The sequence below is a fragment of the Nesterenkonia suensis genome (genome assembly GCF_054782935.1).
On sequence record NZ_BAAGRN010000001.1, the window covers coordinates 1,274,618 to 1,299,776 of the forward strand.

The 25,159-nt window shown below is 69.1% G+C and carries 20 protein-coding genes; 8 read left to right on the plus strand and 12 right to left on the minus strand.

Annotated elements, in window-relative coordinates; genetic code table 11:
* Nucleotides 1-4 precede the first annotated feature (4 nt).
* The 3 genes from ACYVKI_RS05570 (at nucleotide 5) to ACYVKI_RS05580 (ending at nucleotide 4,074) form a co-directional block, all read left to right on the plus strand.
* Nucleotides 5-1,234 carry an HRDC domain-containing protein gene (locus tag ACYVKI_RS05570; protein WP_460689308.1) on the plus strand — a complete coding sequence of 410 codons (1,230 nt, stop codon included), beginning with the start codon at nucleotides 5-7 and terminating at the stop codon, nucleotides 1,232-1,234.
* A 99-nt stretch (nucleotides 1,235-1,333) separates the two neighbouring features.
* Nucleotides 1,334-3,511 carry a 3-hydroxyacyl-CoA dehydrogenase NAD-binding domain-containing protein gene (locus ACYVKI_RS05575; protein ID WP_460689309.1) on the plus strand — a complete coding sequence of 726 codons (2,178 nt, stop codon included), beginning with the start codon at nucleotides 1,334-1,336 and terminating at the stop codon, nucleotides 3,509-3,511.
* 119 nt (nucleotides 3,512-3,630) lie between these two features.
* Entirely contained in the window at nucleotides 3,631-4,074 is a 444-nt protein-coding gene (locus ACYVKI_RS05580; RefSeq protein WP_460689310.1) for a Rieske (2Fe-2S) protein, read from the plus strand.
* Nucleotides 4,075-4,109: 35 nt separating this feature from the next.
* Here ACYVKI_RS05580 and ACYVKI_RS05585 read toward each other — a convergent pair whose 3' ends face one another.
* The 7 genes from ACYVKI_RS05585 to dut all read right to left on the minus strand — a co-directional run bounded on the left by ACYVKI_RS05585 (nucleotide 4,110) and on the right by dut (nucleotide 13,860).
* On the minus strand, nucleotides 4,110-4,604 hold the full coding sequence (locus ACYVKI_RS05585) for a hypothetical protein (RefSeq protein ID WP_460689311.1): 495 nt from the start codon (nucleotides 4,602-4,604) through the stop codon (nucleotides 4,110-4,112).
* A gap of 87 nt (nucleotides 4,605-4,691) precedes the next feature.
* Entirely contained in the window at nucleotides 4,692-6,683 is a 1,992-nt protein-coding gene (gene dxs, locus ACYVKI_RS05590; protein ID WP_460689418.1) for a 1-deoxy-D-xylulose-5-phosphate synthase, read from the minus strand.
* Nucleotides 6,684-6,847: 164 nt separating this feature from the next.
* The gene (gene acnA, locus ACYVKI_RS05595) at nucleotides 6,848-9,688 is read right to left on the minus strand and encodes an aconitate hydratase AcnA (protein WP_460689312.1); all 2,841 of its coding nucleotides are present in this window, start codon (nucleotides 9,686-9,688) and stop codon (nucleotides 6,848-6,850) included.
* 296 nt (nucleotides 9,689-9,984) lie between these two features.
* Complete coding sequence (locus ACYVKI_RS05600; protein WP_460689313.1) at nucleotides 9,985-11,535, minus strand: class I SAM-dependent RNA methyltransferase; 1,551 nt, start codon at nucleotides 11,533-11,535, stop codon at nucleotides 9,985-9,987.
* 4 nt (nucleotides 11,536-11,539) lie between these two features.
* A complete protein-coding gene (locus ACYVKI_RS05605; RefSeq protein WP_460689314.1) occupies nucleotides 11,540-12,367 on the minus strand; it encodes a DUF3159 domain-containing protein in 828 nt (275 codons plus the stop codon).
* 9 nt (nucleotides 12,368-12,376) lie between these two features.
* The gene (locus ACYVKI_RS05610; protein ID WP_460689315.1) at nucleotides 12,377-13,339 is read right to left on the minus strand and encodes a DUF3710 domain-containing protein; all 963 of its coding nucleotides are present in this window, start codon (nucleotides 13,337-13,339) and stop codon (nucleotides 12,377-12,379) included.
* A gap of 26 nt (nucleotides 13,340-13,365) precedes the next feature.
* Nucleotides 13,366-13,860 carry a dUTP diphosphatase gene (gene dut / locus ACYVKI_RS05615; protein WP_460689316.1) on the minus strand — a complete coding sequence of 165 codons (495 nt, stop codon included), beginning with the start codon at nucleotides 13,858-13,860 and terminating at the stop codon, nucleotides 13,366-13,368.
* 162 nt (nucleotides 13,861-14,022) lie between these two features.
* Here dut and ACYVKI_RS05620 point away from each other — a divergent pair, with 162 nt between their 5' ends.
* Nucleotides 14,023-14,505, plus strand: coding sequence for a DUF3093 domain-containing protein (locus ACYVKI_RS05620; protein ID WP_460689317.1), 483 nt, complete (start codon nucleotides 14,023-14,025; stop codon nucleotides 14,503-14,505).
* Here the strand turns inward: ACYVKI_RS05620 and ACYVKI_RS05625 are convergent.
* Nucleotides 14,502-15,408 (minus strand): IS5 family transposase gene (locus ACYVKI_RS05625; protein ID WP_460689318.1). Its coding sequence is split into 2 segments (ribosomal slippage): nucleotides 14,502-15,056 and nucleotides 15,058-15,408, totalling 906 coding nucleotides; the frame shifts between segments, so codons are not numbered across the junction. The two genes, ACYVKI_RS05620 and ACYVKI_RS05625, sit on opposite strands and share 4 nt — an antisense overlap.
* A 67-nt stretch (nucleotides 15,409-15,475) precedes the next feature.
* Nucleotides 15,476-16,343, minus strand: a protein-coding gene (locus tag ACYVKI_RS05630) for an IS5 family transposase (RefSeq protein WP_460689419.1) whose coding sequence is annotated in 2 segments (ribosomal slippage) — nucleotides 15,476-15,991 and nucleotides 15,993-16,343 — 867 coding nt in all. Because the reading frame shifts where the segments join, the coding sequence is not laid out codon by codon here.
* Between the two features lie 264 nt (nucleotides 16,344-16,607).
* Between ACYVKI_RS05630 and ACYVKI_RS05635 the strand changes: the two genes are divergently transcribed.
* On the plus strand, nucleotides 16,608-16,736 hold the full coding sequence (locus ACYVKI_RS05635) for a hypothetical protein (protein ID WP_460689319.1): 129 nt from the start codon (nucleotides 16,608-16,610) through the stop codon (nucleotides 16,734-16,736).
* 476 nt (nucleotides 16,737-17,212) lie between these two features.
* On the opposite strand, the gene ACYVKI_RS05640 is transcribed toward ACYVKI_RS05635, so the two are convergent.
* The gene (locus ACYVKI_RS05640) at nucleotides 17,213-17,512 is read right to left on the minus strand and encodes a DUF4193 domain-containing protein (RefSeq protein WP_179542827.1); all 300 of its coding nucleotides are present in this window, start codon (nucleotides 17,510-17,512) and stop codon (nucleotides 17,213-17,215) included.
* Between the two features lie 390 nt (nucleotides 17,513-17,902).
* Here ACYVKI_RS05640 and sepH point away from each other — a divergent pair, with 390 nt between their 5' ends.
* A complete protein-coding gene (gene sepH / locus ACYVKI_RS05645; protein WP_460689320.1) occupies nucleotides 17,903-19,306 on the plus strand; it encodes a septation protein SepH in 1,404 nt (467 codons plus the stop codon).
* Nucleotides 19,307-19,367: 61 nt separating this feature from the next.
* Here sepH and ACYVKI_RS05650 read toward each other — a convergent pair whose 3' ends face one another.
* Together ACYVKI_RS05650 and ACYVKI_RS05655 are read right to left on the minus strand one after the other, a co-directional pair.
* Nucleotides 19,368-20,594 (minus strand): alkaline phosphatase family protein, encoded by a 1,227-nt coding sequence (locus tag ACYVKI_RS05650; RefSeq protein ID WP_460689321.1) that lies wholly within the window; start codon nucleotides 20,592-20,594, stop codon nucleotides 19,368-19,370.
* A 29-nt stretch (nucleotides 20,595-20,623) separates the two neighbouring features.
* Nucleotides 20,624-21,244: a DUF5998 family protein gene (locus ACYVKI_RS05655; protein ID WP_460689322.1), complete on the minus strand. Its 621-nt coding sequence runs from the start codon at nucleotides 21,242-21,244 to the stop codon at nucleotides 20,624-20,626.
* Between the two features lie 61 nt (nucleotides 21,245-21,305).
* On the opposite strand from ACYVKI_RS05655, the gene ACYVKI_RS05660 reads away from it, so the two are divergent.
* The gene (locus ACYVKI_RS05660) at nucleotides 21,306-22,334 is read left to right on the plus strand and encodes a 3-oxoacyl-ACP synthase III (protein ID WP_460689323.1); all 1,029 of its coding nucleotides are present in this window, start codon (nucleotides 21,306-21,308) and stop codon (nucleotides 22,332-22,334) included.
* Nucleotides 22,328-25,135 carry an alpha/beta fold hydrolase gene (locus tag ACYVKI_RS05665; RefSeq protein WP_460689324.1) on the plus strand — a complete coding sequence of 936 codons (2,808 nt, stop codon included), beginning with the start codon at nucleotides 22,328-22,330 and terminating at the stop codon, nucleotides 25,133-25,135. The genes ACYVKI_RS05660 and ACYVKI_RS05665 overlap by 7 nt, the downstream gene beginning before the upstream one ends.
* Nucleotides 25,136-25,159 lie beyond the last annotated feature (24 nt).

The window sequence follows — 25,159 nt, forward strand, 5'->3', positions numbered from 1 at the left end:
CACGATGGAAGACCAGTCCGAGCATCTTCCTCCTCTGCTCACCGAACCGGCCGATGGGGTGCCCTTCGTCATCGACACCCCGCGTGGGCTGCAACGCTGCGCGGAGGCGCTCGAGGCCGGAGAGGGTCCGGTCGCCGTGGACGCCGAACGTGCCTCAGGATTCCGCTACGGCCAACGAGCTTTCCTCGTGCAGCTCAAGCGGGAGGGATCCGGCCTGTGGCTGATCGACCCTGAGCCCTTCGACACCCTCATCCCGGTGCAGCGTGCCCTCGGCGGGGCCGAGTGGATCCTGCATGCCGCCACGCAGGACCTGCCGTGTCTGGCAGAGCTCGGCATGCATCCCCATGCCCTGTTCGACACCGAGCTCGGCGCACGTCTGGCCGGCCTGCCGCGAGTAGGCCTGGGCGCCGTCGTCGAATCCCTGCTGGGCGTGCGGCTCGCCAAGGAGCACTCCGCGGCGGACTGGTCTCGACGCCCTTTGCCGCAGGACTGGCTGCGGTACGCGGCACTGGATGTGGAACTGCTGATCGAGCTCCGTGCCGCACTGAGCACGATGCTCGATGACCAGGGGAAGACCGAGTGGGCGCGCCAGGAGTTCGAGCATGTGCGCACCCACCGTCCCCCCAGCGTCCCCCGCCGGGACCGTTGGAGGAAGACCACCGGGATCAACAGGCTGAAGTCGCCGCGCCGACTGGCCGTGCTCCGCGAACTCTGGCGGGCACGGGAGCATCTCGCCGAGCAGAAGGACGTCTCCCCCGGCCACGTGCTTCCCGACTCCGCACTTCTCGCCGCAGCCCAAGAGATGCCCGAGACCGTGCCGCAGCTGCTCAGCGTCCCCGGTTTCCATGGGCGCGCCGCCAAACGCGAAGCCCCGCGGTGGCTGCGCGCCATCAAAGTGGGCACGGCCACCGAAGACCTGCCTCAGCTGCAGCGTCGCACCGGAGCTCCGCCGCCGCCCCGCTCCTGGAAGGACCGGCACCCGCTGGCCTTCCGACGCTACCGCACCGCCAGGGATCGGCTCACCCGGCAGGCGGAGCAGCTGGACGTCATGCCTGAGGTCCTGCTGACCCCGGCGGTGCTCAAGCAGCTGTGCTGGGATCCGCCGGAGCCTGTGGATCTGGAGACGGTCTCGGCCGGTCTGGCCGAGCTGGGGGCACGCCCCTGGCAGGTCGAGCAGACGGCGGCGATCGTCACAGTGGCGCTGTTGGACCCCGAGCCGCTCGACGACCTCTGACGGGACTGACGAGGATTCCACTGGCCAGCGGAGCTACCCGCCGGTAGCATGTGATGCGGCACGCATTCTTCCCTGACGACGACGCTGTGGAGGCACCCCATGACCGCGCAGTCCGCACACACCGGCTCCGCCGGCACGACCCGCCAGACCATCTCCGCCGAGCAGACAGACTTCTCCGGCTACGCCGAGCTCGCCGAGGCCTTCGCCGACGAGGTCCGCACACACAGCCGGGTCGAGGACGTCGCCCTGCCCGACGGCGGAGGCACTCTGGCCCTGATCCGCCTGGACAACGACGACGACCGGCGACCGACCACCCTGGGACCCAACTCGCTCATCGCATTCGGCGAGGCCGTCGCCTCGCAGCTGCCTCGTGCAGAGTCCGGAGAGATCGTCGGCCTGGCTCTGATCGGCAAACCAGGCTACCTGGTGGCAGGCGCCGATCTGGGCGCGGTCAACAGGATCGAATCCGCCGACCTGGCGCGACAGATGGCGGAGCTGGGTCACCAGGCCTACAGCCTTCTCGAAGACTTCCCGGTGCCCAGCTTCGCCTTCATCAACGGCACCGCCCTGGGCGGCGGCCTGGAGATCGCGCTGGCGGCGCAGTGGCGCACCGTCTCCACCGGAGCCAAGGCCCTCTCCCTGCCGGAGGCCTTCCTGGGGCTCATCCCCGGCTGGGGTGGCGTCTACCGCCTGCCGCGGCTGATCGGCCCGGAGGCCGCCGCCCACGTGATCTTCGACAACGCGCTGGCGAACAACCGCACGCTCAAGGGCGCGGCCGCCTACGAGCGGGGCATCGCCGATGTCCTGCTCCCGGCCGACTCCTTCGAGCAGGATTCGCTGGCCTTCGCCGCACGGATCATCTCCGGCGAGGACCAGACCCTCACGGAGGTCACCCGGCACCGAGACCGTGACACTTCCGAAGCGGCCTGGCAGCGGGCCATCGCCTCCGCGGAGAAGACCGTGGCCGCCAAGACCGGGGAATCCGCCCCCGCCCCGCTGAAGGCCCTTGAGGTCTTCAGCGCCGGCAAGGACCGTGATCGCGAGCAGGACCGCATCGCCGAATGCGACGCGCTGGCCGAGCTGATGGTCACCGACGAGTTCGCCAACACCGTCTACGCGTTCCTGGAGCTGGTCCAGAAGCGGGCGAAGCGCCCGGCCGGCGTTCCGGACACTGAGCCGCGACACATCGGCAAGATCGGCATCGTGGGGGCCGGGCTCATGGCGTCCCAGCTGGCGATGGTCTTCGCCCAGCACCTGCAGGTCCCGGTCGTGATGACGGACATCGACCAGACCCGGGTCGCCAAAGGGCTGGACTTCGTCTCCTCCCAGGTGAAGAAGCTGCAGGACCGAGGAAAGCTCAGCGCCGAGCAGGCTGCCGGGCTGGCAGGCCTGGTGACCGGCTCGACCGACAAGTCGGTCTACGCGGACGCGGACTTCGTCATCGAGGCGGTCTTCGAGGAGATCGGGGTCAAGAAGCAGGTCTTCGCCGAGCTCGAGGAGATCGTGCCGCACGAGACCATCCTGGCCACGAACACCTCCTCGCTGTCGGTCACGGAGATGGCGGCCGATCTGAAGCACCCGGAGCGGGTCATCGGTTTCCATTTCTTCAACCCGGTGGCGGTCATGCCGCTGATCGAGATCGCCCGCACCCCGAAGACCACGGACGAACCCATCGCGACCGCCTTCGCGCTGGCCGCGGGTCTGCGCAAGACCCCGGTGCTGACCTCCGACTCAGCGGCCTTCGTGGTCAATCGTGTTCTGCTGCGCCTCATGGCCGAAGTGCAGAAGGCCTTCGACGAGGGTACTGGCGCGGCCACCGCTGACCAGGCGCTCCGTCCCATCGGACTGCCGATGACGCCGTTCACCCTGCTCGCGATGGTCGGCATCCCCGTGGCCCAGCATGTCACCGAGTCCCTCCATGCCGCTTTCGGCGAGAGGTTCCACGTCTCGGCTAACCTGCAGCGGCTCATCGACGCCGGCGTCACCGAGATCTGGAGCACCGACGACGACGGCCGCCCGTTCATCGCGGAGGAGACGCTGGCACTGCTGGAGTTCGGCGACTCCCCACGCACCGGTGAGCAGCTTTTGTCCGACGTCCAGGATGCCCTGGCCCAGGAGATCGGACTGATGCTCGCCGAGGGCGTGGTGAGCTCCCCGAAGGACATCGACCTGTGCATGATCCTCGGCGCCGGCTGGCCCATGCACCGCGGAGGGATCACCCCCTACCTGGACCAGGTGGGAGCGAGCGAGCGGGTCAACGGCCGCACCTTCCACTGAGGCGGACGCAGTCGGCGCGGGCGCGGATGGCACCGGTCCGCTCCGACACGTCGACCCGCGACGGACGACGGCCCGGCGGGCCCAGGACAGACCATCGCAGCCCGATTAGACTCGGGTCCATGAGTGAGCTGTGCTGCGCCCGCCGGGCCTTTATCCGTTCCACCGCCGCCGGGACCGCGAGTGTCGCCGGACTGTCGTTGGCCGCCTGCGGCAACGGCGTGGAGGACAGCGGCGGTCCCGGGGCGGAGCCCACACATGCCGGAGAGACCTGGAGGATGGTCCTCAGCGCGGATGAGCTGGCGGTGGGTGCATCCGCAGCGGCCAGCGTGGACGGGCAGGATCTGCTGCTGCACCGGATCGCCGACGATGAGGTCCACGCCTTCAGTGCGGTCTGCACCCACCAGGGCTGCACGGTGGAGGCCGAGGACACACAGTTCCCCTGCCCCTGCCACGGCTCCGTCTTCGCCGTCGACACCGGGGAGCCCACCTCCGGACCTGCGACCCGCCCGCTGACTCGTTTCGAGGCCGAGATCGGCGACGGCGAGATCCGGGTGCTCGTCTGACCGCACGCCCCGGCTCCCACTCGGGACCGGGTGCGTCAGCCCACGCGAATGCGGACCTTCGAGGCCGGGACATCGGTGCTGCGCACGGCCCTGCGCAGCGCGTCTCCGGCTTTGCGGCGGTGCAGTGTGCGCGCCCGCATCATCAGAGCCGGCCCGTCCTCGCCAATCTCCAGGACCGGGTCGCTGAGTGCTCCGAGACCGCGCCAGGCCAGCGCCGTCAGCGCAGCGGTGTGCACCGTCTCCGCGTTGCGTCGTTCCGAGGACGAGGCTTCGTCTCCCTTCAGCGGAAGCGCCAGCTGGAGTTCGGAGGTCTCCTCGTCGGTGACTTCACGGTAGCCGTCGACCCGGCACTGGGCGAGGAAGCCATCCAGCAGCGCCACAGCCTCGTCGGTCGGCACCTTCTCCGCCGTGAGCTGACCGTTGGAACCCACGGTACCGTGGTGCACCACGAACTCACCGACTGCCTCGTCGTACCAGGCCTCCCGGTACTCCCACCCGGTCTCGGGGCTGTGACGGAACAGACTGATCATGATGCCTCCCGGAAATCAGGTCGCAGGCAGCGCCCGCGGCGGAACAATGGTGTCGACCAGTCTCGGGCCGACGGGTCAGCTCGCCGTTCAGGCGTCGCGGCTCTGCGGAAAGCTGGGGATCTCCCCGGTGGGCAGATTCTCCCCGGGCAGCGGCCGGGCGAAGGGCACCTTGGTGCCCAGCACCTGGGCGACAGTGTCCTGAGCGATCTGGGTGGAGGTCACCCCGACGCGGGCCAGGACCTCTCCCCGTGAGCCGTGCGAGAGGAATTCGACCGGAAGGCCCACCTCATTGAGGGCGGTGTCCACGCCGGCCTCCCTCATGGTCTGCCGGATCCGGGACCCGACGCCGCCGGCCTTCACGCCGTCCTCCACGCAGACGACGATCCGGTGCCGGGCGGCCAGCGAGACGACCGATTCCGGGACCGGCAGCACCCATCGCGGGTCCACTACGGTGGAGGTGATACCCTGGTCGGCCAGGCGGCGCGCCACATCGAGGGACAGCTCCCCCATCGTGCCGACGGAGATGATGAGCACGTCGTTGCTGTAGGCGCCCTGGTCGTCGCGCTGCCCGTGGAGGACCTCCACGCCGTCGTCGAGACGCTCGAGCGCGTCGATCTCACCGTTGACGGACCCCTTGGAGAAACGGAGCACCGTGGGGGCGTCGTCCACCGCCACCGCCTCGCGCAGCTCCTCCCGCAGACGCGTCGAATCCCGCGGTGCGGCGAGCTGGATGCCGGGCACGATCTGCAGCAGGGAGAGGTCCCACATGCCGTGGTGGCTGGGCCCGTCCGGGCCGGTCACTCCGGCCCGGTCCAGCACCAACGTCACTCCGGCCCGGTGCAGCGCGACGTCCATGAGCAGCTGGTCGAAGGCCCGGTTGAGGAAAGTCGCATACACGGCCACCACGGGGTGCAGCCCGCCATAGGCCAGCCCTGCCGCAGAGGCCACGGCATGCTGCTCGGCGATGCCGACGTCGAAGACCCGCTCCGGGTGCTTCTGGGCGAAGCTGCGCAGCCCCACCGGGATCATCATCGCTCCGGTCAGCGCCACGACATGCGGGCGCTCATCCGCGATGGCAGTGATCTCCTCCTCGAACACCGAGGTCCAGGACCGTGCCGCGCCGCGGGAGACGGGTTCACCGGTCTCCGGGTCGATCACCCCGACCGCGTGGAACTGATCGTTCTCGTCGGCTCGGGCCGGAGCATAGCCCCGCCCCTTCTCCGTCAGCGCATGGACGATCACCGGGCCGCCGTAGTTCCGGGCGTCCTGCAGCGCCTCCTCCATGGCCGACTGATCATGGCCGTCCACCGGGCCGATGTACTTCATCCCCAGGTCCTCGAAGAGGCCCTGCGGCGCCCAGAAATCCTTGGCCCCCTTCTTCGCGGCGTGGAGGCTGCGGTAGACCATCTGACTGACCGGTCCCCCCTGCTGCAGCCGCTGCTTGGTGCCGTCCATGGCCCGCTCGTAGACATGGTGTGTCCGCAGCTTGTCCAGGAAGCCGCGACGCAGGCGACCGAGCTGATCGGCCAGGCCGCCCACAGTGGGAGCGTACGACCGGCCGTTGTCGTTCACCACGATCACCACGCGACGATCCTTGTCCGCGGCGATGTTGTTCAACGCCTCCCAGGCCATGCCTCCGGTCAGCGCACCGTCGCCGATGATCGCGACGACGAAACGGTCGTCCTCCCCGCTGAGCACGCGGGCCTTGGAGATCCCGTCCGCCCAGGACAGGGAAGAGGAGGCGTGCGAGGACTCGACGATGTCGTGGATGGACTCGGCACGCTCCGGATATCCGGCCAGACCGCCCTGCTGACGCAGGGTGGAGAAGTCCTGGCGGCCGGTGACCAGCTTATGGATATAGGACTGGTGCCCGGTGTCGAAGATCACGGAGTCCCGGGGCGAGTCGAAGATCCGGTGGATCGCCAGCGTCAGCTCGACGACACCGAGGTTGGGGCCCAGGTGTCCCCCGGTGCGGGACACGTTGTCGATGAGGAACTGGCGGATCTCCGCGGCCAGACGCTCCAGCTGCTCGTCCGTCAGCCGGGACAGGTCCTGGGGAGACCGGATGGTCTCCAGAATGGTCTTCACTGGCGCGATCCCTCCCATGCGATCAGGCTCCCTGCGATTCTACCGCCCGGTCGGCACCGGGAGTCACCCGGAGAACGCCGACGTCGGGCGGGACGGAGTCGTCTCCGTCCCGCCCGCCGTCAGCTCGATTGTTCGTGTCTGACGTCCTCGACGGGTCAGCTCACCAGCTGACGCAGCACGAACTGCAGGATGCCGCCGTTGCGGTAATAGTCCGCCTCACCGGGCGTGTCGATGCGCACCACGGCGTCGAAGGAGGTCTCTGAGCCGTCCTCGGCGGTGGCGGTGACCTTCACGGTCTTCGGGATCGAGCCGTCGTTGAGGACGGTGATCCCAGAGATCGCGAACGTCTCGAATCCGGTCAGGCCCAGCGTGTCGGCCGTCTCGCCCTCGGGGAACTGCAGCGGCAGCACGCCCATACCGATGAGGTTCGAGCGGTGGATGCGCTCGAAGGACTCGGCGATCACCGCGCGGACACCGAGCAGCTTGGTGCCCTTGGCCGCCCAGTCACGCGAGGACCCGGAGCCGTACTCCTTGCCGCCCAGGACCACGAGCGGAATGCCGGCCTCCTTGTAGTTCATGGCGGCGTCGTAGACGTAGGCCTGCGGGCTACCCTCCTGGGTGAAGTCCCGGGTGAAGCCGCCTTCGACACCGGCCCCGTCGTTCTCGTCGGCGAGCAGCTGGTTCTTGATTCGGATGTTGGCGAAGGTGCCACGGATCATGACCTCGTGATTGCCACGCCGGGAGCCGTAGGAGTTGAAGTCCTTGCGCTCCACCCCGTTCTCCAGCAGGTAGCGACCCGCCGGTGTGTCGGACTTGAAGGAGCCCGCCGGTGAGATGTGGTCGGTGGTGACCGAATCCCCGAGCTTGAGCAGCACCCGTGCGTCGGTGATGTCCTCCACGGGCGAGGGCTCCAGCTGCATGCCGTCGAAGTAGGGGGCTTTGCGCACGTAGGTGGAGTTCTCGTCCCAGGAGAACGTCGAACCCTCCGGAGTGTCGAGCTCCTTCCAGCGGTGGTCCCCGTCGAAGACGGTGTCGTACTTGGAGGTGAACATCTCGGTGTCGATGGACTCGTCGATGATCTTCTGGACCTCGACAGGGTCCGGCCAGATGTCACGGAGGTAGACGTCGCGGCCGTCGGCATCCTGCCCCAGCGGCTCGTTCTCGAAGTCGAAGTCCATGGTCCCGGCCAGCGCGTAGGCGACCACCAGCGGCGGGGAGGCCAGGTAGTTCATCTTCACGTCCGGGTTGATGCGACCCTCGAAGTTGCGGTTTCCGGAGAGCACCGAGGTGACCGCGAGGTCCTCCTCCTGGACCGTCTTGGAGATCGTCTCCTCCAACGGCCCGGAGTTGCCGATGCAGGTGGTGCAGCCGTAGCCGACCACGAAGAAGCCGACCTTCTCCAGGTATTCGATCAGGCCCGACTTCTCGTAGTAGTCGGTCACCACCTTCGAGCCCGGCGCGATGGAGGTCTTGACCCAGGGCTTCTGCACCAGGCCCTTCTCGACCGCGTTGCGGGCCAGCACGCCCGCGGCGAGCATCACGTTCGGGTTGGAGGTGTTCGTGCAGGAGGTGATCGAAGCGATGGAGACCGCACCGTGGTCCAGCGTGAACTCACGGCCGTCCGGCATGGAGACCGCCACGGGCTTCGAGGGGCGACCCACGACCTCCTCGCCTCCGACATGGCGCGGACGGTCCTTGAGATCCTGCTGCTCGTCCGCGGCGTGTGCCGGAGCGTCAGAGGCCGGGAACGACTCCGCGGACGCGGCGTCGGCGTGGCCGTTGGTCGAGGGGTCGCTGATGTGCTCGGCGTAGTTGTGGATGTCCTTGCGGAACTGCTCCTTGGCATCGGTGAGCTCGATGCGGTCCTGCGGACGCTTCGGTCCGGAGATCGACGGCACCACAGTGGAGAGGTCCAGCTCGAGATACTCGGAGAAGCGCAGCTCGCGGGAGGCGTCGTGCCACATGCCCTGCTCCTTGGCGTAGGCCTCCACCAGGGCGAGCTGCTCCTCGGTGCGACCGGTCAGGCGCAGATAGTCGATGGTCACGTCGTCGATCGGGAACATCGCGGCGGTGGAGCCGAACTCCGGTGACATGTTGCCGATGGTCGCGCGGTTGGCCAGCGGCACAGCGGCCACGCCCTCGCCGTAGAACTCCACGAACTTGCCGACCACGCCGTGCTCGCGGAGCATCTGGGTGATGGTCAGCACCACGTCCGTGGCGGTGGCTCCGGCGGGGATCTCACCGGTGAGCTTGAAGCCGACCACCCGCGGGATCAGCATGGAGATCGGCTGGCCCAGCATCGCGGCCTCCGCTTCGATGCCGCCGACGCCCCAGCCGAGCACGCCCAGACCGTTCTCCATGGTGGTGTGCGAGTCGGTCCCGACGCAGGTGTCCGGGTAGGCGCGCAGCGCCCCGCCGACCTCACGGGTCATCACCACGCGGGCCAGGTTCTCGATGTTGACCTGGTGGACGATCCCCATGCCGGGAGGCACCACCTTGAAGTCGTCGAAGGCCGTCTGGCCCCAGCGCAGGAACTGGTACCGCTCGCCGTTTCGCTGATACTCGATGTCCATGTTGCGCTCGATGGCGTCGGAGTTCCCGAAGGAGTCGATCTGCACCGAGTGGTCGATGACCATCTCGGCCGGCGCGAGCGGGTTGATCCGGTTCGGGTCTCCGCCCAAGTCGGCCACGGCTTCGCGCATGGTCGCCAGGTCCACCACGCAGGGCACCCCGGTGAAGTCCTGCATCAGGACACGACCGGGGGTGAACTGGATCTCGGTGTTCGGCTGCGCCGCCTCGTCCCACTCGCCGAGAGCCTTGATGTGCTCGGCCGTCACATTCGCGCCGTCCTCAGTGCGCAGGAGGTTCTCCAGGAGGACCTTCAGGCTGTAGGGAAGGGACTCGTGGCCCTCCACAGTGCTGAGGCGGAAGATTTCATAGTCGGCGCCGTTGACGTTGAGAACGCCTTTTGCGCCGAAGCTGTCCACAGTGCTCACGCGGGACTCCTCTGTAGTTGCCAGACTGACACGGTCCGACGGCACACGGCCCCCGGACAACGGGCGCTGAGGGTGTTCGCAGACAGGAGTCTCCGGTGCAGGTCCGGTCGCCCGTCGGCCACGGCGGTGCTCGACGACGAGCACGGCGGCGACCTCAGGTCAGTGGTGCGACCGGGCCCGGACACGCGTCGTCTCCTGCTGCGCTCAGAGCCGTATCGGTGTCCATCCTACTCGGTCGTCATCCTGTGACGGGACTCATGTCGCAGTGTCCCCCGGGTGCACCTCGCTCGGGGAGATCACCGTTCGAACAGCGCCACCGACTCCATGTGGTGGGTGTTCGGGTACAGGTCGAGGACCTGGAGGTCGTTGAGTCGCCAGCCTCGGGCGAGCAGGTCCTTCGCGTCTCGCGCGAAGGACGCCGGTTCGCAGGAGACGTAGACGATCCGCCGGGGATCCGCCGCGTCGAGCCCTCCGATGACCTTCTTGCCGGCCCCGGCGCGCGGAGGATCCAGCAGGACGACGTCATGGCCGGCGAGCGAGTCCAGGACGTGCTCGACGGGGGCGCGTTCGAGTCTGACCTGCGGCACGCCGGAGAACAGCTCGCGGGCTGAGGCGTTCGAACCCGCCGCCGCCTCAACGCTGAGCACCCGGCCGTCCGGACCGACACGCTCGGCGGCCCAGGCGCTGAAGAGCCCCGCCCCGGAGTACAGATCAGCCACCGAATCCCCCTCGCCGAGGTCGAGCATCCCTTCCAGCGACCGCACCAGGGCTTCCGGGGCATGCCGGTGGATCTGCCAGAAGCCCTCCGGGCGCAGCGGCACCGTCCGGCGCAGCGCCCCGTCGGACTCCGGGATCGGCGTCGGCAATGGCTCCTCGACGGTGCGACCGCCCAGCACCACCTCATACTCCACCACCGTGGGCACCTGAGGAGCCGCCACGCGTGCGCCACGGCCCCCGCCGCGACCTCCACGCGTGCCGTTGCGGGCACCCCCCGGGGCTCTCCGGCTGCGCGCACTCCCGGGTGAGGGGGCTTCGGAGCTCTCCGGACGCGCATCGTCGGCCCGAGCCAGGGCCAGCACGATCGTCTCGACTGTGGGTTCGATCTCAGCGATGCGGAACAGCCGTTCACGCAGGCCCGCCTCGGCGGCACGCTGCTGCTGGGCGTGGACCACCAGCGCCAACGGCGCGCGCCCGCCCGGTGCGACGACGTCGACCCGTTCAGCGCCGGTGAAGTCACCGCCGAAGAGGCGCGACTCGTGGATGTCCTCGACCGCCAGGGGCATGCCCCGCAGGTCGATCAGCTGATGGCTTCGATAGGGCTTCATGCTCAGCACGCCGTGGTCGTTGACCCCGAAGCTGACCCGGGTGCGCCAATGCAGCCCGTTGGAGTGGCGCTCTCCCACGTCGAGCACATGGATCTCCCCGTCGGCGGGCGCCTGTGCCAACGAGAGATCATGCAGCGAGATGCCTCCGATGCGCTGCAGAGTGTCGCGGAAGACATGAGCCTTGACCCGCCGCTGGTGCTGATCGGTGATGTGGCCATACTCGGCCCCGCCGACCGGCAGCCGGTCCATCTCGTGGGCGCGCAGCGCGTCAGCGAGCTTCCAGATGTGACGACGCCGATAGTCCGAGGCTTCGAGGACCTCGATCACGTCGGCGCGCCAGAACTTGGCCTGCGGCCCGGAGTCCGTGACGCGGGCACGCACCACCTCACCGGGGATGGCATGACGCACGAAGATCACGCGCCCTTCATGCCGAGCCACGCAATGCCCGCCATGCGCCATGGGCCCCACGTCGAGGGTGAGCACCTGCTGGGTGTTGGTCTTCGGTTCGGTCTGACGGGTCATGGGCTCAGCTCACCGCCTCGCTGCTCCGGGAGCCGGGTCTCGACGTCGGGCGGGTGATCATCCAGGCGATCCACAGGGCCAGTCCGTAGAGCGGCAGCCCCATCACCAGGCGCGCAGTGCCGAGTGCGACCACGGCGTCGGCCAGGTAGAGCGGCAGCTGCACGGCGAGCCGCAGCGCCAGCACACCGGTGACCAGCCAGGTGGCCAGCGCGTAGCGGCGGCGTTGTGCGGCGTCGTGGCGCCAGCTGACGCCTTCTCCACGGAGGAAGCCGAACAGGATGCCCAGGAACGGCCATCGCACCGCGATCGAGAGCGCGAAGCCGGCGATGTAGACCAGGTTGGTGACGAAGCCCCACAGGTAGAAGTCACGAGCTTGGCCCGTCTGCTGGGCGACGACGGCGCACAGCACGATGACGGCGAGGCCGGAGAGCGACTGGATGAGCGGTCCGCGCTGCGCCAGCCGGACGAGTGTGAACACCGCTCCGAGACCGACCGCCACGATCGAGGAGAGCAGCAGATCCTCCGTCACCACGAAGACGGTCAGGAACGCGGCCGCCGGCAACGAGGCCTCCAGCAGACCGCGCACTCCGCCGACGGAGGACATCACATCCAACGAACCGTCCTCGCGCGTGCGCAGCCGCGAGGAGGCCGACTCGGAGAGCCGCTCGCCGAATTCCTCGCCGCGCGCCTCGCCCCATGCGCCGTCACGGTCGTCCGGCTCACCGGGCGTGTCACCCCTGGCCGATGGGTGTGTCATCACCGTCGCCTGCCCCTCCCCCAGTCGCTGATCTCCCGCGTCGCGGATGCGCCCGCCGTCGTGTCCCTCGCCCATCCGCGCCTTTCAGACCTGCCCCGGGCCGTCCGTCCGAGCCTGACGACGTGCTGTTCCGTTCTTCTCCTGGGGCCGTACGCCGTTGTCCGTGGGTTGGGCCTCGTCGCTGTCGCCGACGGCGGCCGCGGCCGGGTTCGGTCCGGGAGCCGCATCCCGACGCTGTGCCGGATTCCGTGGAGTGACTACGCGCTTCGCCCCTTCGGGGGGCCTCAGTGCCAGCAGCTCGCGGGGTGGAAGTGGGTCATCGCCGCGGACGACGACGAGCCGGGAGAACAGGTCCTCCACGCCCCGAGCAGCCTTGGGGTCGATGGCGCCCCGCCCTCCGACGACGCCGCGGAGGAACCAGCGGTTCCCCTCGAACCCGACGAAGCGGGCCACCCGCCATCCGGAGCGGCCGTCCTTGAGCGTGGTGGGCACCCGTGCGGCGATCTCCTTGCCGAACCGTCCGTCCAGCTCCTTGATGCGGCCCTTCTGCTTGATCACCGAGTCCTGGATCTGTTCACGCACCTCATCCCAGGTGCCGCCGGACTTCGGCGCGGAGAAGGGCTGGATCTGGATGCTGGCCTGGCCGACCGAGATGGTCAGCGCCACCACGCGCTTGGTCTTCTGGTCGATGTCGAGCCGGACCTTCTGGTCCTTGCCTGCGGGGACGAGCACCGCACCGAAGTCGATGTATCCCTTGGTCGACTCGATCTCGCTGATGTCGTAGGGACCATCGCCAGCAGTGCTCGGAGCGCTCTCCTCCTCGGTCGTCTCGGAGGAGGCCGCGACGTCGTCCTTCGGCGCGGCGTCCGTCGTCGTTCTCGGCGCGGCGCTCCCGGCGCTCCGCTCAGTCGGCGCCTCGGCGGACACGGCGGTGCCGCCTCCGCCGGCGGAAGCCGCTGCCGTGTCCTCCTTGCGGAGTGCCTCCTGGATGGTGGCGGGCGCGCTGGCCTCCGCCTCCTTGGACTTCTTCCGTCGTCCGAAGATCATGCTGAAGTTCCTCTATCCCTCGGAAGTCACGTGCCGGTGGAGCCGAAGCCGCCTGCACCGCGGACGCTGTCGTCGAGCTCATCGACAGGCACGAACTCAGCCTGCTCGACGCGCTGGAGGACGAGCTGTGCGATGCGGTCTCCACGACGGAAGCCCACCGGGATCGAACGGTCGGTGTTCAGCAGACACACCTTGAGCTCCCCACGATACCCAGCATCGATGGTTCCCGGCGTGTTGACAAGGGTGATTCCGTGCTTGACGGCCAGCCCGCTGCGCGGATGGACCAGCCCAACCCAGCCCCGGGGAATGGCGACGGCGACACCGGTCGGCACCAGCCGGCGCTCCCCTGGCTGAAGCGTGAAGTCCTCTGCGGTGACCAGATCCGCACCGGCGTCTCCGGGGTGGGCGTATCCCGGCAGCGGGAGATCCGGGTCGAGTCTGCGGATCGGCACCTGAAGTCGGTCGAGCGTCGGGGCGGCGCCGGCGGGGCCAGCGCCCTGCTCAGGCGTGGACGTGGTCATCTGTGTCGCTCTCTCCTCTGTGGACGGCAGCCCTTCGAGTCTACTCATCTCGGAGCCGTCGCCAGATCCCCCCCTCCGTGCGCCTGCCGACTCACGGAAACTCCCTCCACCCCCCGATGGGCTGTTCCCCGGGCGCCGGTGTTCCGTGAGAAGCTGGGAACCATGACGACCCAACTTCCGAGCTATTCCGAGAAGCTCTGGCCGGCGTGGTGGATCTGGCTCGCCACAGTCATCATCGGGGCGTCGGTCTCGTTGATCTTCTTCCCGATCAGCATCGGCCTGGGCCTGGTGGTCATGGTGATCGGAGTGGCGCTGCTGCTCTTCGCCCTGGTCATCACCACTCCGCGCCTCGAGGTCTCCCAGGGCTGGCTGACCGCAGGGCGTGCGCGGATCCCGGTGCAGCAGCTGGGCATGGTGGTGGCGCATCGCAGCCAGGCCGCTCGCGAGCAGCTCGGTCCGGGATTCGACGCACGCGCCTACCAGTGCATCCGCGGATGGATCGACTCGGTGGTGACCGTCGAAATCACCGACCCCGAGGACGCCACTCCCTATTGGATCGTCTCCACGCGGAACCCGGAGGCCGTGCTCGCCGCCCTGGGCTCCGAGGAGCCGGTCCGGGAGACCGGCGTCAGCGTGACCGACTAGGGCATGTCTGACGAATGTGCGGTCCACGCGATCACCGCGTTGAGCACGACCGCGGCCCGGTAGGTCAGGGCGTGCTTGTCATAGCGAGTCGCGATCCCGCGCCACTGCTTGATGTGGCAGTAGCGGTGTTCGACGACGTTGCGGCCGCAGTAAGCGTCCGGGTCGAAGTTCGGCGGCCGGCCGCCGGTTGATCCGCGCCGCAGCCGATGGCCCTTCTGGTCCTCGGGCTCGGGGATATGGGCGGTGAGGCCCCTGGCGCGCAGATGCTTGCGGATCGCCCGCGAAGAGTAGGCCTTGTCGCCACAGAGCCCATCCGGCCGGGTCCGTGGCCGCCCGAGGCGGCGGCCAACCTTCAGCTGCTGCAGCAGCAGGACCAGCATCGGCGAGTCGCCGGCCTGACCGGGACTCAGCAGCACCACCAGCGGCAGCCCGCGGCCGTCGACGAGCTGATGGATCTTCGTCGAGAGCCCGCGGTGCGAGCGGCCCAGGGCATGATCAGGCGGCTCTGGGGCCGGCTGGGTCTGCTGATTCGTGTAGTTCGATCCAGCCCCCTGTGTGACGACTGACGTTGGTCGCGTGCTGATGAGCACGAGCAATCGTCGAATCCACCGAGACCGTCCAGTCGATCTGTCCAGCTTCGTCAGCCACTGCGGTCAGCCGCTCCAGCACCCGGTCCCAGGTGCCCTCGGCGGCCATGCGCCGGTGCCAGGTCCCGACCGTCTGCCAGGGACCGAAGACCTCGGGCAGATCGCGCCAGGCGATGCCGATCCGATACCGGTAGATGATCGCCTCGACCATGGTCCGCGCATCGGCGAAGGGCCTGCCTTTGCGGCCTGTAGGGCGGGACAACATGTCGGCAATCATCGACCACTGGGCATCGGAGAGCACCTGGAACCTCGACATCCTCTCAGTCTCGCAGGACGGGCGCTCAGTATCTTCTCAAGCATGCCCTAGGAACGCCTGGCGGCCCCTAGGCCGTGTTGATCAAGTCGGTCTTGATCCAGATCAGGGTGGCGGCGAAGCTGATCGCGGCGCGGAAGTTGCAGGCGAGTTTGTCTGAGCGCATCGCTATTCCGCACCACTGTTTGAGTCGGTTGAAGCACCGTTCGACGACATTGCGCCCCTTGTAGCGTTGCTGCTGCTGGTCGCCGAAGTCGATGGGCCGACCGGGCTTCCTGCGGCGGTGAGAGATCTGGTCGTCGCGCTCGGGGATGGTCGCTGAGATCCCATGCACGCGCAGCCAGGCGCGGTTCGCCTTCGAGGGATAGCCCTTGTCCGCGAGCACGCGATCGGGTCGGGTGCGGGGCCTACCCTTCCCCGCCCGAGGAACGCGGATCTCCTCGAGCACGGCGGTCATCATCGTGGTGTCGTTGATGTTCCCGCCGGTGATCATCATCCCCAGCGGCCTGCCGCGGCCGTCCGCGACCAGGTGCAGCTTGCTCGTCAGCCCGCCACGTGAGCGTCCGATCCCGTGATCAGGCGACTCGATCCCCGGATTCTTGTGATTCGGCAGAGCCCCCTGTGTCCCGGGGAAGGGTCGCACCGTGCTGATGCACACGCGCGATGGTCGAGTCGATCGAGACGACCCAATCGATCTTCCCCGCCGCGTCCGCCTGCTTCGGCACCTCAGCGAGCAGCTTCTCCCAAGTACCGTCCTGAGCCCACCGGTTGAACCGCTTGTAGATCGAGTTCCATTTCCCGAACCGCTCTGGCACGTCCCGCCACGGCGCTCCGGTCCGGTACTTCCACGCCATCCCCTCGAGGGCCAGGCGGTGATCGGTCCATGGTCGCGACCTACCCGTCGCGGTCGGCATCAACGGCTCCAACACAGCCCACATCTCGTCAGATATCTCCTGTCGCGTCACTGAGCAATACTCACCCAACAGAGAGCGAGACCTATTGATCAACACGCCCTAGCCGCGTGACCGACGAGCCGTACCCGGCACTGGAACAGCACGAAGTCGGACGGATGCCGCCCGCCTCGAGGGGCGGCTCGACCGCCGCCGCCATCTGCGCCGGAACCTGTTGCTGCTGACTGGCAGAGTGTCATGCATCACCTGCTCTGATGTCCGGCACTCCATCTCTGTCCAGTCGGAGGCCCTGTGACCGTCTCCGCTATGGTCGGCACCGCGATCCTCGGCGCTGAGCAGGCAGGCCTCGGCACTGAGCCGATCATCCGGATCGACGAGGACGGCGCCCACCCCTCATGGGGCGGTCTGCTCGGCGAGTGACATGACGCCCCAGTGAGGACGGCCGATCCGTCGGACCCTACGGCGGTGCTGCCGATGTTCCCCCTCGACGGGCTCACCGCCCTGATGCAGCGGGGTCTCCCGCCTGGTTCCCCACGGGGCAAGCTGTGGGTCCGTGGTCTCCTGACCGGGAGAGGCCGTCTCAACACCCTCCAGGCCACTGAGACCAGCATCATCGACAGCGGATGGCTGCGCACCAGTGATCTCGCGACCTACGATCCGGGCGGCTGGTCGGCGTGGTGGCGTTCATCAAGGAGGTGTCGACGTCCCGCGCCGGCACGATCCTGCGCCACGAGCTGAAGACCAGCACGAGCTGAAGACCAGCATGGCCCGATTGCTGAGGATTCCCCGCCGCGCCCCAGGCTCGGGGTCCCGGGCCGAGACAGACGGAGGCCTTGGCCCGGATCATCCGGGCCAAGGCCTCCGTCATGCTGCGACCGCAGCGACGCGCCATGGGCTCAGCTGTCACAGTCCCGGCAGATGAACATGCCGTTCTCCTCGCGGGAGACCTGCGACCGGTGACGCACCAGGAAGCACTCGCCGCAGGTGAACTCGTCAGACTGAGCCGGCAGCACCCGCACCTGCAGCTCTTCGTCGGAGAGGTCCGCGCCGGGGAGCTCGAAACCCTCAGCAGCCTCAGCCTCGTCCTCGTCCACGACGGCGGACTGACGGTTGGTCTGCTGATTCTTCAGTTCCTCGATGGAGTCTTCATTGACGTCGTCGTCGTTCTTGCGCGGCGCATCGTAGTCGGTTGCCATGAGGGTCGCTCCACACTCCGAGAGTTGAATTCGTGTCGCACGGTCACCGGACTCCACCAGTGCCGCAAGCGCGATTTGTCGCACAGATTGTGTCGCATCGGGCCCCCTGTGCCAAATCCACGACCCAGCGTTGAGCCGTGGGCGGACGTCGACGGTCCCGTCCGGGGCAAGTCGGCCTGACCAGGACCCGGCCGCTTCCGCAGGAGGAATCCCAGGAGACACGATCCGCGGACAAGGTTCAAGTTCTGCTGAACAGAGGATGGGAGGTCCGCGACCCCGCGCGCTACAGTGACCCGTGGACCACCGTCAGGACCACGGCACCTGGACCACCCCGTCCAGGCCGACGACCACCTGGACGACGACTGCCGGCACAGGCGGGAGGATGCATCGATGCAGCAGCTGCGGATCATGGGCGTCAGGGACGAGGACTCCGAGGAGATGCTCGTCCTCGCCGACGAGGACGGCCAGGAGTACGCCCTGCCCGTGGACGAGGCCCTGCGCTCGGCAGTGGGGCGTCGCTCGACCCGCCCGGCCCATCTGACCACGCGCGCGGAAGATCCCCGAGCGCCGATGACCGTCCGGGAGGTCCAGGCCAGGCTGCGTGCCGGTGCCTCCGTCGAACAGATGGTCGCCGAGTCCGGCCTCGATCCTGCCCGCGTCGAACGCTACGCCGGGCCCGTGCAGGCCGAGCGCGCGTACATCGCTGAGCGGGCACGCAGCACCCATGTGGCGCCGCCCTCCTCCGCCGAGCAGCACCGGATCGCCTTCGGGGACGCTCCGGCCACTCTGGAGGCCATGGTCCTGGTCCGGCTGCGTGCACTCGACGTGGACCTCGCCTCGCTGGCCTGGGACGCCTGGCGGCGGCAGGACGGCAACTGGCAGATCCTCTGCTGGTTCTCCGCCCACGACCTCGCGGCCGGACGCGCCCGCGTGGACGTCGATCCGCCGGCGGAGTGGGTCTTCTCCCCCGAATCGCGCCACCTGAGGCCGGTGGGGCCGTGGGCGCAGACCCTGAACAGCCTTCCCCCGGAGCCGGGGGCCAGTCGCGGCCCACGCCGCCTGACCGCTGTCGACGCACCCTTCGACGTCGAGTCCTCCGGGGAGCATCCCTCGACCCGGAGGCGGCCTGCACGACCGGCGGGTCCGGTCCCGGCCGATGAGCAGGACACCTCCCCGATCGGGGTTCCGACCCCCTCGTCGACCCCCTCGTCGAGCACAGCTCGCCCGAGCGGCCCCGCGACGGAGGGCGACGAGCACGAGGATCTGCTCGACGTGCTACGTGCCCGACGCGGCCAGCGCCTGGGTGCCGACGAGGAGGCCGACGACAAGCTCGCCCTGATGCTCACCCGCGACGAGCACCCGGCTGAGCAAGGATCCCCCCGCCTGCGCGCCGTGGAGGCCCCGGAGGACTCCGGACATCCCGGGCATGCCGCCGAAGCCTCTGGCGACGCCGGTGATCACTCCGCTGATGACTCCGGTGATGACTCCGGTGATGACGCTGAGCCCGAGAGCACCGACGCCTGGGGCTTCAGCTACGCCGAGGCCACCGATGTCCACGGCCCCGACGCCGAGGACGCCGAGGGGACGGTCGGAGATCTCCCGGACGGACCGGCGCGGCACGAGCCCTCGCCCAGGCCCCCGGCCCCGAGCGGCCCCGAGGAGTCGAGCCCCGAGTCCGACGCCCCGAGCGGGTCGGAGTCCACCGCGGGCCGCCCGCGTCCGAAGCGATCCGGGTCGCGTCGCCCGAACATGCCCCGCTGGGACGACATCCTCTTCGGGTCCAAGGACGACTGAACCACCGGTCGGCGGCCCCGCGGCTGCTGAGCGCCGGGGGCTCAGGCTGTACGCGCTCCCGTCAGCCGAACGCGCGACCGGTCAGCGAGAGCATCGGCACTTTGATCTCCGCATCGGTCAGCGACCCATGCTGTCCGACCATCTGCATCGGGTCGGGTCCTGTCCGAGCGGTGTGATAGAGCGCGAGGGGGCCGTGGGCGGCGATCAGCAGATCCCCGATGCGGGGTCGGACCCGATCCTCCACCGCACCGAACCAGCCGGCGTCGATCACCTCATCCCGGGTGCAGATCCAGGCCTGATCGCCGAACCGCTCCTCCCAGGACTCATGCACGCCTCGGCGCACTCCGGGCGAGGTGTCCTTGTCGAAGTAGAGGTGCACGAACCGCGGCTCACCGCCGGTATGCCGGACCCCGCGCAGCAGCGCCCGGTCCTCGCTGAAGTCCACGCGACCCTCCGGGGCGACGTCGAGCATCCCGTGATCCGCGGTGAGCACCACGGAGAGCTGATCGCCGAACCGTCCGCCGAGTCGGGTCACGAACTTCTCCACCTCCGCATCCAGAGTCTCCAGCGCACGGACCCATTCTGCGGAGTCGACGCCATACCGATGCCCGGTCTTGTCCAGCTCATCCACGTACAGATACACCAGAAGCGGCTGAGGGGATCCCTGGCGCATCCCCGGAGTCTCGGGCCGATGCGCCTGCACCGCTTCGGCCGCCACCCGGAATCGAGCATCCATGTGGTTGGCCCCCAGGAACTCCCCTCCGGACAGCACGGCCTGGGTCAGCGGAGACTCGGCGAACTTCGGCCGAGAGACCGTCACGACCCGCGCACCGGCCTGAGCCGCTCGGCGCAGCACCGTCGGGTGAGGCTGCCAACGTGCCGGATCCACCGCAGGATCCCAGCCGCCGAGCATGTTGACGACCCGGTCGAGCCATGGAGCCAGCACGTCGTAGCCCACCAGCCCATGCCGGCCGGGGGCCTCCCCGGTGCCCAGCGCCGCGAGGGAGGCCGCTGTGGTCGCCGGGGCTGTCGCATCCAGCACCCGCGCAGTGCTCCTGCTGCGCCAGCACGAGGCCAGAAACCGGGCATGGCCGGTATGCCGGGCGATGAGCTCATCACCGAGCCCATCGACCATGAGCACCACGGCGATGCCGGCAGCAGGCAGCTCCAGACGTGAGGAGAAGCCGTCCAGCCCCAGAGAGGCGGCGGCGGAGGTCATCACGTGACGGACATGGGCACCGTCGTAGTCCGGGGCCAAGGCTGCCATCTCGCGTGCGCGCGCTGTCATCAGCGGTGCTCCTCTCCAGCTCGGCCGGCTCAGCGGGCGTGCCGCACGCAGGCTCGGCGCAGGGCGCGCACGAAACGGCGCGCCTCCTCCACGGCGGTGTCTCCTTCAGCGGTCGCCGCGATGCGCAGCACGATGTCCTCCGGGATGACCGTGCCGTCGTCACCGTGATCCGCCATGCAGTCCGGGTCCCCGCAATGGACCGGGGCCGTCTCGAACCGGGCACCGCCGGTCCAGTTCATGTTGAGGGTGACCTCGGCCAGGCCGCGGTCCGGCCGGAACTCCTCGGGGTGCCGGTGCACCTCCGAGAGGATCACCGAACGGATGCGACTGACCGGGACCACCTCCGTGGAGATCCGCGCGACCGTGTCGGTGCGGCCGGCTGTCCCGGCGTCGTCGGCCTCGAGGTCGTGGTCGTCCAGGTGCGCCACCACGACGACGTTCTCGGCCAGCGCCAGCACGGTGATGTGCCGATGCACCTCCTCCATGTCGAAGTGGGTGTCCACATGGACGATCTGATGCGTCGGTTCACGGCCGTCCAGGGCGTCGGTGACCGTATGGTGCACCAAGGCAGGGTAGAAGCCGCCACGTTCGATCGCCGCGCGCAGCGAGAACGTCGAGGCGGCCGCGGAGTCGTCAGGGCTGAAGGTCATGGCACCCATGCTAGCCCGGTGTCGATTCGCTAGCCCGGTTCACCTGCTGGATAATGGAGCGGTGCCAGGAAACGCGACCTTTCATCACCGCAACGCCGCTCTGCTCTCCGTGGCCGAGGTCCAGGCCCCGGTCCCGCTGACCTCCAGGGACCTCGACCGCCGCCTGGCCGATGCGCTGAAGCGGCTCAGGCTCCCCCAGGGGCTCCTCCAGCGCGTGGCCGGGGTGAAGACCCGCCGGAACTGGGAGAAGGACGGTGACGTCCGCTCCGGGACCGTGGAGGCCGGCCGCCGCGCGCTGCAGGCCGCCGGCGTGCCCACCGCAGAGGTCTCTGTGATGATCAACACCTCGGTGACCCGGGAGCATCTGGAACCCTCGGTCGCCGTCGGCGTCCATCATGACCTGGGCCTGCCCAGCTCGGCGATGAACTTCGACATCACCAACGCCTGCCTCGGCTTCGTCAATGCGATGACCCTGGCGAGCTCGCTCATCGACGCCGGGCAGGCGACCTACGTGCTGATCGTCAACGGTGAGGACGCCAAGAAGGTCCAGGACGCCACCGTGGAGCGGATCAACGGCCTGGACGCGATGGTCGGCCGCGAGGACTTCATGTCCGAGTTCGCCTCGCTCACGCTGGGCTCCGGTGCCGCGGCCGCCGTCGTCGGCCCTGCGGACCGCCATCCGGAGGGCCACCGCATCATCGGTGGCGTGACGCGGGCCGCCACCCAGCACCACGGCCTGTGCGTCGGAGATCATCGCGGCATGTTCACCGACTCTCGAGGCCTGCTCGACGGCGGCCTCGAGCTCGTGATGGACGCCTGGCAGGATGCCCGTGAGCACTTCGACTGGCGCTCCATGGACGCCTACGTGACGCATCAGGTCTCCTCCCTGCACACTGCGTCGATCATCAAGGCCGCGAAGCTGGACAAGAAGCGCGTACCGATCACCTACCCCGAGCTGGGCAATGTGGGCCCCGCCTCGCTGCCGATCACACTGGCCCGGGAGTCCTCCCGACTCTCAACAGGCTCACGGGTGCTCTGCATGGGGGTCGGATCCGGACTCAACACGGCGATGCTGGAGATCGAATGGTGACAGTGCCCCCTCTGCGATTCCGACCGCTGCCCGCCGCCCACGCCCAGCTTCCCCCGGCAGGACTGCCCGGGCTGGACCCCGCCTGGTCCTCGCTGGTGCCGGCTCGCACCAGCGACGGCACGCGCACCTTCCACGTGCTGGACACCGCCGCGGCGCTCGCCGAGCGTGGCATCCGTCCCCGTGGCACCATCCTGGCAGTGCACGGCAATCCGACCTGGTCCTATCTCTGGCGCCGTCTGTTGGCGGAGTCGCTGCGCCGAGCCGAGACCTCAGGACAGGCCGAGACGGCGTCCCCGTCCGGCTGGCGGATCATCGCCCCGGACCAGCTGGACATGGGGTTCTCCGAGCGCCTCGCACATCCGGACGCTCCCCGGCCACAAGGCACCGGTGCCTCCGATGCTCCCGCAGACTCCGGATATCGGAGCCTGGAGCAGCGGCTCGACGACCTCGATGCGCTGATGGATGCGCTCGACGTCGACACCTCACTGCCGCTGGTCACCCTGGGCCACGACTGGGGCGGAGTCATCTCCCTGGGGTGGGCCATGCGTCACACCCATGAGGTCGACGCCACCGCGACGTTGAACACCGCAGTGGACCATCCGCTGGAGGAGCCGGTGCCCGCGGCCCTGCGGGCCGCCATGACCCCGGGGCTGCTCGGGGCCTCCACCGTGGAGACCCGCGGGTTCCTCACCACGACACTCTCGCTGGCCGCGCAGCGGCTCGACCCCGGCGTGCGTCGGGCCTACTACGCTCCGTACCGCGGCAGGGAGCGCCGCGGCGGAATCGGCGGCTTCGTCGCCGACATCCCGGCCCGGTCCGACCATCCCTCACGCCCAGCACTGGAGGAGATCTCCTCGGCCTTGACCCGATGGGACAGACCCTCACTGCTGCTCTGGGGTCCGAAGGACCCGGTGTTCCAGGAACGTCACCTGGCAGATCTCCAGCAGCGCCTCCCGCAGGCGGACCTGCATCGTTTCGAAGGCTCCGGTCACCTGCTGGCCGAGGATCATGACATCGCCGCGCCCCTGCTGACCTGGCTCGACGACATGACCTGGTCCGACGGCAGGCTCACCCGCAGTTCGGCCGTGCCCCGCTCGCCCGAGCCCGTCGCTCCGGCCGAGGGACTCCACGCGCAGCTGGCGGAGATGACCGCCGGATGGCGCCGAAAGTCGCCCGCCGTAGTGGACATGACCGCAGAGGATCCGACCACCTTGTCCTGGCAGGAGCTCTCCGGCCGGATCCATGCTCTCGCCCGGGGACTCAGTGAGCTCGGCGTCTCCCACGGGGACCGTGTCTCGTTGCTGGTGCCCCCGGGAAACGACCTGACCGTGGTGCTCTACGCCTGTCTGCGTCTCGGGGCCGTCGCCGTCGTCGCGGACGCCGGCCTGGGTGTGCGGGGCATGACGCGTGCTGCGCGCAGTGCACGCCCGGACTGGATCATCGGCGGGGCTGCCGGGCTGGCCCTGGCACGCACCTGCGGTTGGCCGGGCCGCCGGATCAGCGTCCAGGCCCTCTCCCGCCGCCAGGCTCACCTGCTGGGCACGGTCGCCTCGGTGGAGCGTCTGCTGCGCAGCCACGTGGGCCGGGCTCCGGAGACTCCCACCCCGGACCCCGCGGATCAGGCGGCGGTGCTGTTCACCTCCGGTTCCACCGGACCTGCCAAAGGCGTGCTCTACACCCATGGGCGACTGGCCGCACTCGTGGCCCTGCTGCGCCGCCAGTTCGACGTGGCGCCCGGCTCCTCGCTCATCGCGGGCTTCGCCCCGTTCGCGCTGCTGGGTCCGGCCATCGGCGCCACCTCGGTGACCCCTGACATGTCGGTGACCAAGCCCGCCACGCTGACCGCCGTCGCCGTCGCCGAGGCGGCGCTGGCTGGTGAGGCGACGATGTTCTTCGGCTCGCCGGCGGCCCTGCGCAACGTGGTGGCCACAGCTTCAGAGCTCGACGCCGACCAGCGTGCGGCGCTGGGACGGATCGCTCTGGTGCTCTCCGCCGGAGCCCCGGTCCATCCCGACCTGCTCGACGCCGTGCAGGAGCTCTTCCCGGCCGCAGAGATCCACACCCCCTACGGGATGACCGAGGGGCTGCTCCAGGCCGACATCGAACGGCGGCAGGTCCACGAGGCGATGGCCACCGGGCAGAGCGGGGTCTGCGTCGGTCGGCCGGTGGACGGTGTCCGGCTGGCCCTGGCTCCGCTGGATCCCGCCGGACGACCGGCCGAGGAGCTCCTCGTCCTGGAGGAGGAACCGCAGTCCGCGGCCGTGGGCGTACTCGCCGAGGTCGTGGTCTCCGCCGCTCATATGAAGGCCGGCTATGACCGCCTGTGGCACACTGACCGGGCCAGCAGCCGAGACCATGCCGAGGGCCTTCTCTGGCACCGCACCAATGACGTCGGCCATGTCGACGCCGACGGGCGCCTGTGGATCGAAGGACGGCTCCAGCACGTCATCACCACCCCGGCCGGGCCGGTCGGGCCCGGCTCGGTGGAGACCCCGGTCGACGCCCTCGACGGAGTCGCCCGCAGCGCCGCCGTCGGAGTCGGCCCCGCCGGCACCCAGGCTGTGGCGGTGATCGTGGAGCCTGAGGGAGAGGCCCGCCAGCTGCGCACCGGCCGCTCCCCGCTGGCCGCTCCGGAGTTCGCCGCCGAGGTGCGCCGGGCCGCCGCCGAGATCCCGGTCGCCGCCGTGCTGGTGCTCGACGAGCTGCCGACCGACATCCGCCACAACTCGAAGATCGACCGCACTCGGCTGGCCGCCTGGGCCGACCGGGTGCTCACCGGGAGGAGGCCCGGCACCCCGTGAGCGCATCCCACTCTCCCCAGGACC

Bases quoted from the DNA above. Each gene is read 5' to 3' on its own strand.
- ACYVKI_RS05570 (WP_460689308.1), top strand. From the start codon at position 5: ATGGAAGACCAGTCCGAGCATCTTCCTCCTCTGCTCACCGAACCGGCC.
- ACYVKI_RS05575 (WP_460689309.1), top strand. From the start codon at position 1,334: ATGACCGCGCAGTCCGCACACACCGGCTCCGCCGGCACGACCCGCCAG.
- ACYVKI_RS05580 (WP_460689310.1), top strand. From the start codon at position 3,631: ATGAGTGAGCTGTGCTGCGCCCGCCGGGCCTTTATCCGTTCCACCGCC.
- ACYVKI_RS05585 (WP_460689311.1), bottom strand. From the start codon at position 4,604: ATGATCAGTCTGTTCCGTCACAGCCCCGAGACCGGGTGGGAGTACCGG.
- ACYVKI_RS05600 (WP_460689313.1), bottom strand. From the start codon at position 11,535: ATGACCCGTCAGACCGAACCGAAGACCAACACCCAGCAGGTGCTCACC.
- ACYVKI_RS05605 (WP_460689314.1), bottom strand. From the start codon at position 12,367: ATGGGCGAGGGACACGACGGCGGGCGCATCCGCGACGCGGGAGATCAG.
- ACYVKI_RS05610 (WP_460689315.1), bottom strand. From the start codon at position 13,339: ATGATCTTCGGACGACGGAAGAAGTCCAAGGAGGCGGAGGCCAGCGCG.
- dut (WP_460689316.1), bottom strand. From the start codon at position 13,860: ATGACCACGTCCACGCCTGAGCAGGGCGCTGGCCCCGCCGGCGCCGCC.
- ACYVKI_RS05620 (WP_460689317.1), top strand. From the start codon at position 14,023: ATGACGACCCAACTTCCGAGCTATTCCGAGAAGCTCTGGCCGGCGTGG.
- ACYVKI_RS05640 (WP_179542827.1), bottom strand. From the start codon at position 17,512: ATGGCAACCGACTACGATGCGCCGCGCAAGAACGACGACGACGTCAAT.
- sepH (WP_460689320.1), top strand. From the start codon at position 17,903: ATGCAGCAGCTGCGGATCATGGGCGTCAGGGACGAGGACTCCGAGGAG.
- ACYVKI_RS05650 (WP_460689321.1), bottom strand. From the start codon at position 20,594: ATGACAGCGCGCGCACGCGAGATGGCAGCCTTGGCCCCGGACTACGAC.
- ACYVKI_RS05655 (WP_460689322.1), bottom strand. From the start codon at position 21,244: ATGACCTTCAGCCCTGACGACTCCGCGGCCGCCTCGACGTTCTCGCTG.
- ACYVKI_RS05665 (WP_460689324.1), top strand. From the start codon at position 22,328: ATGGTGACAGTGCCCCCTCTGCGATTCCGACCGCTGCCCGCCGCCCAC.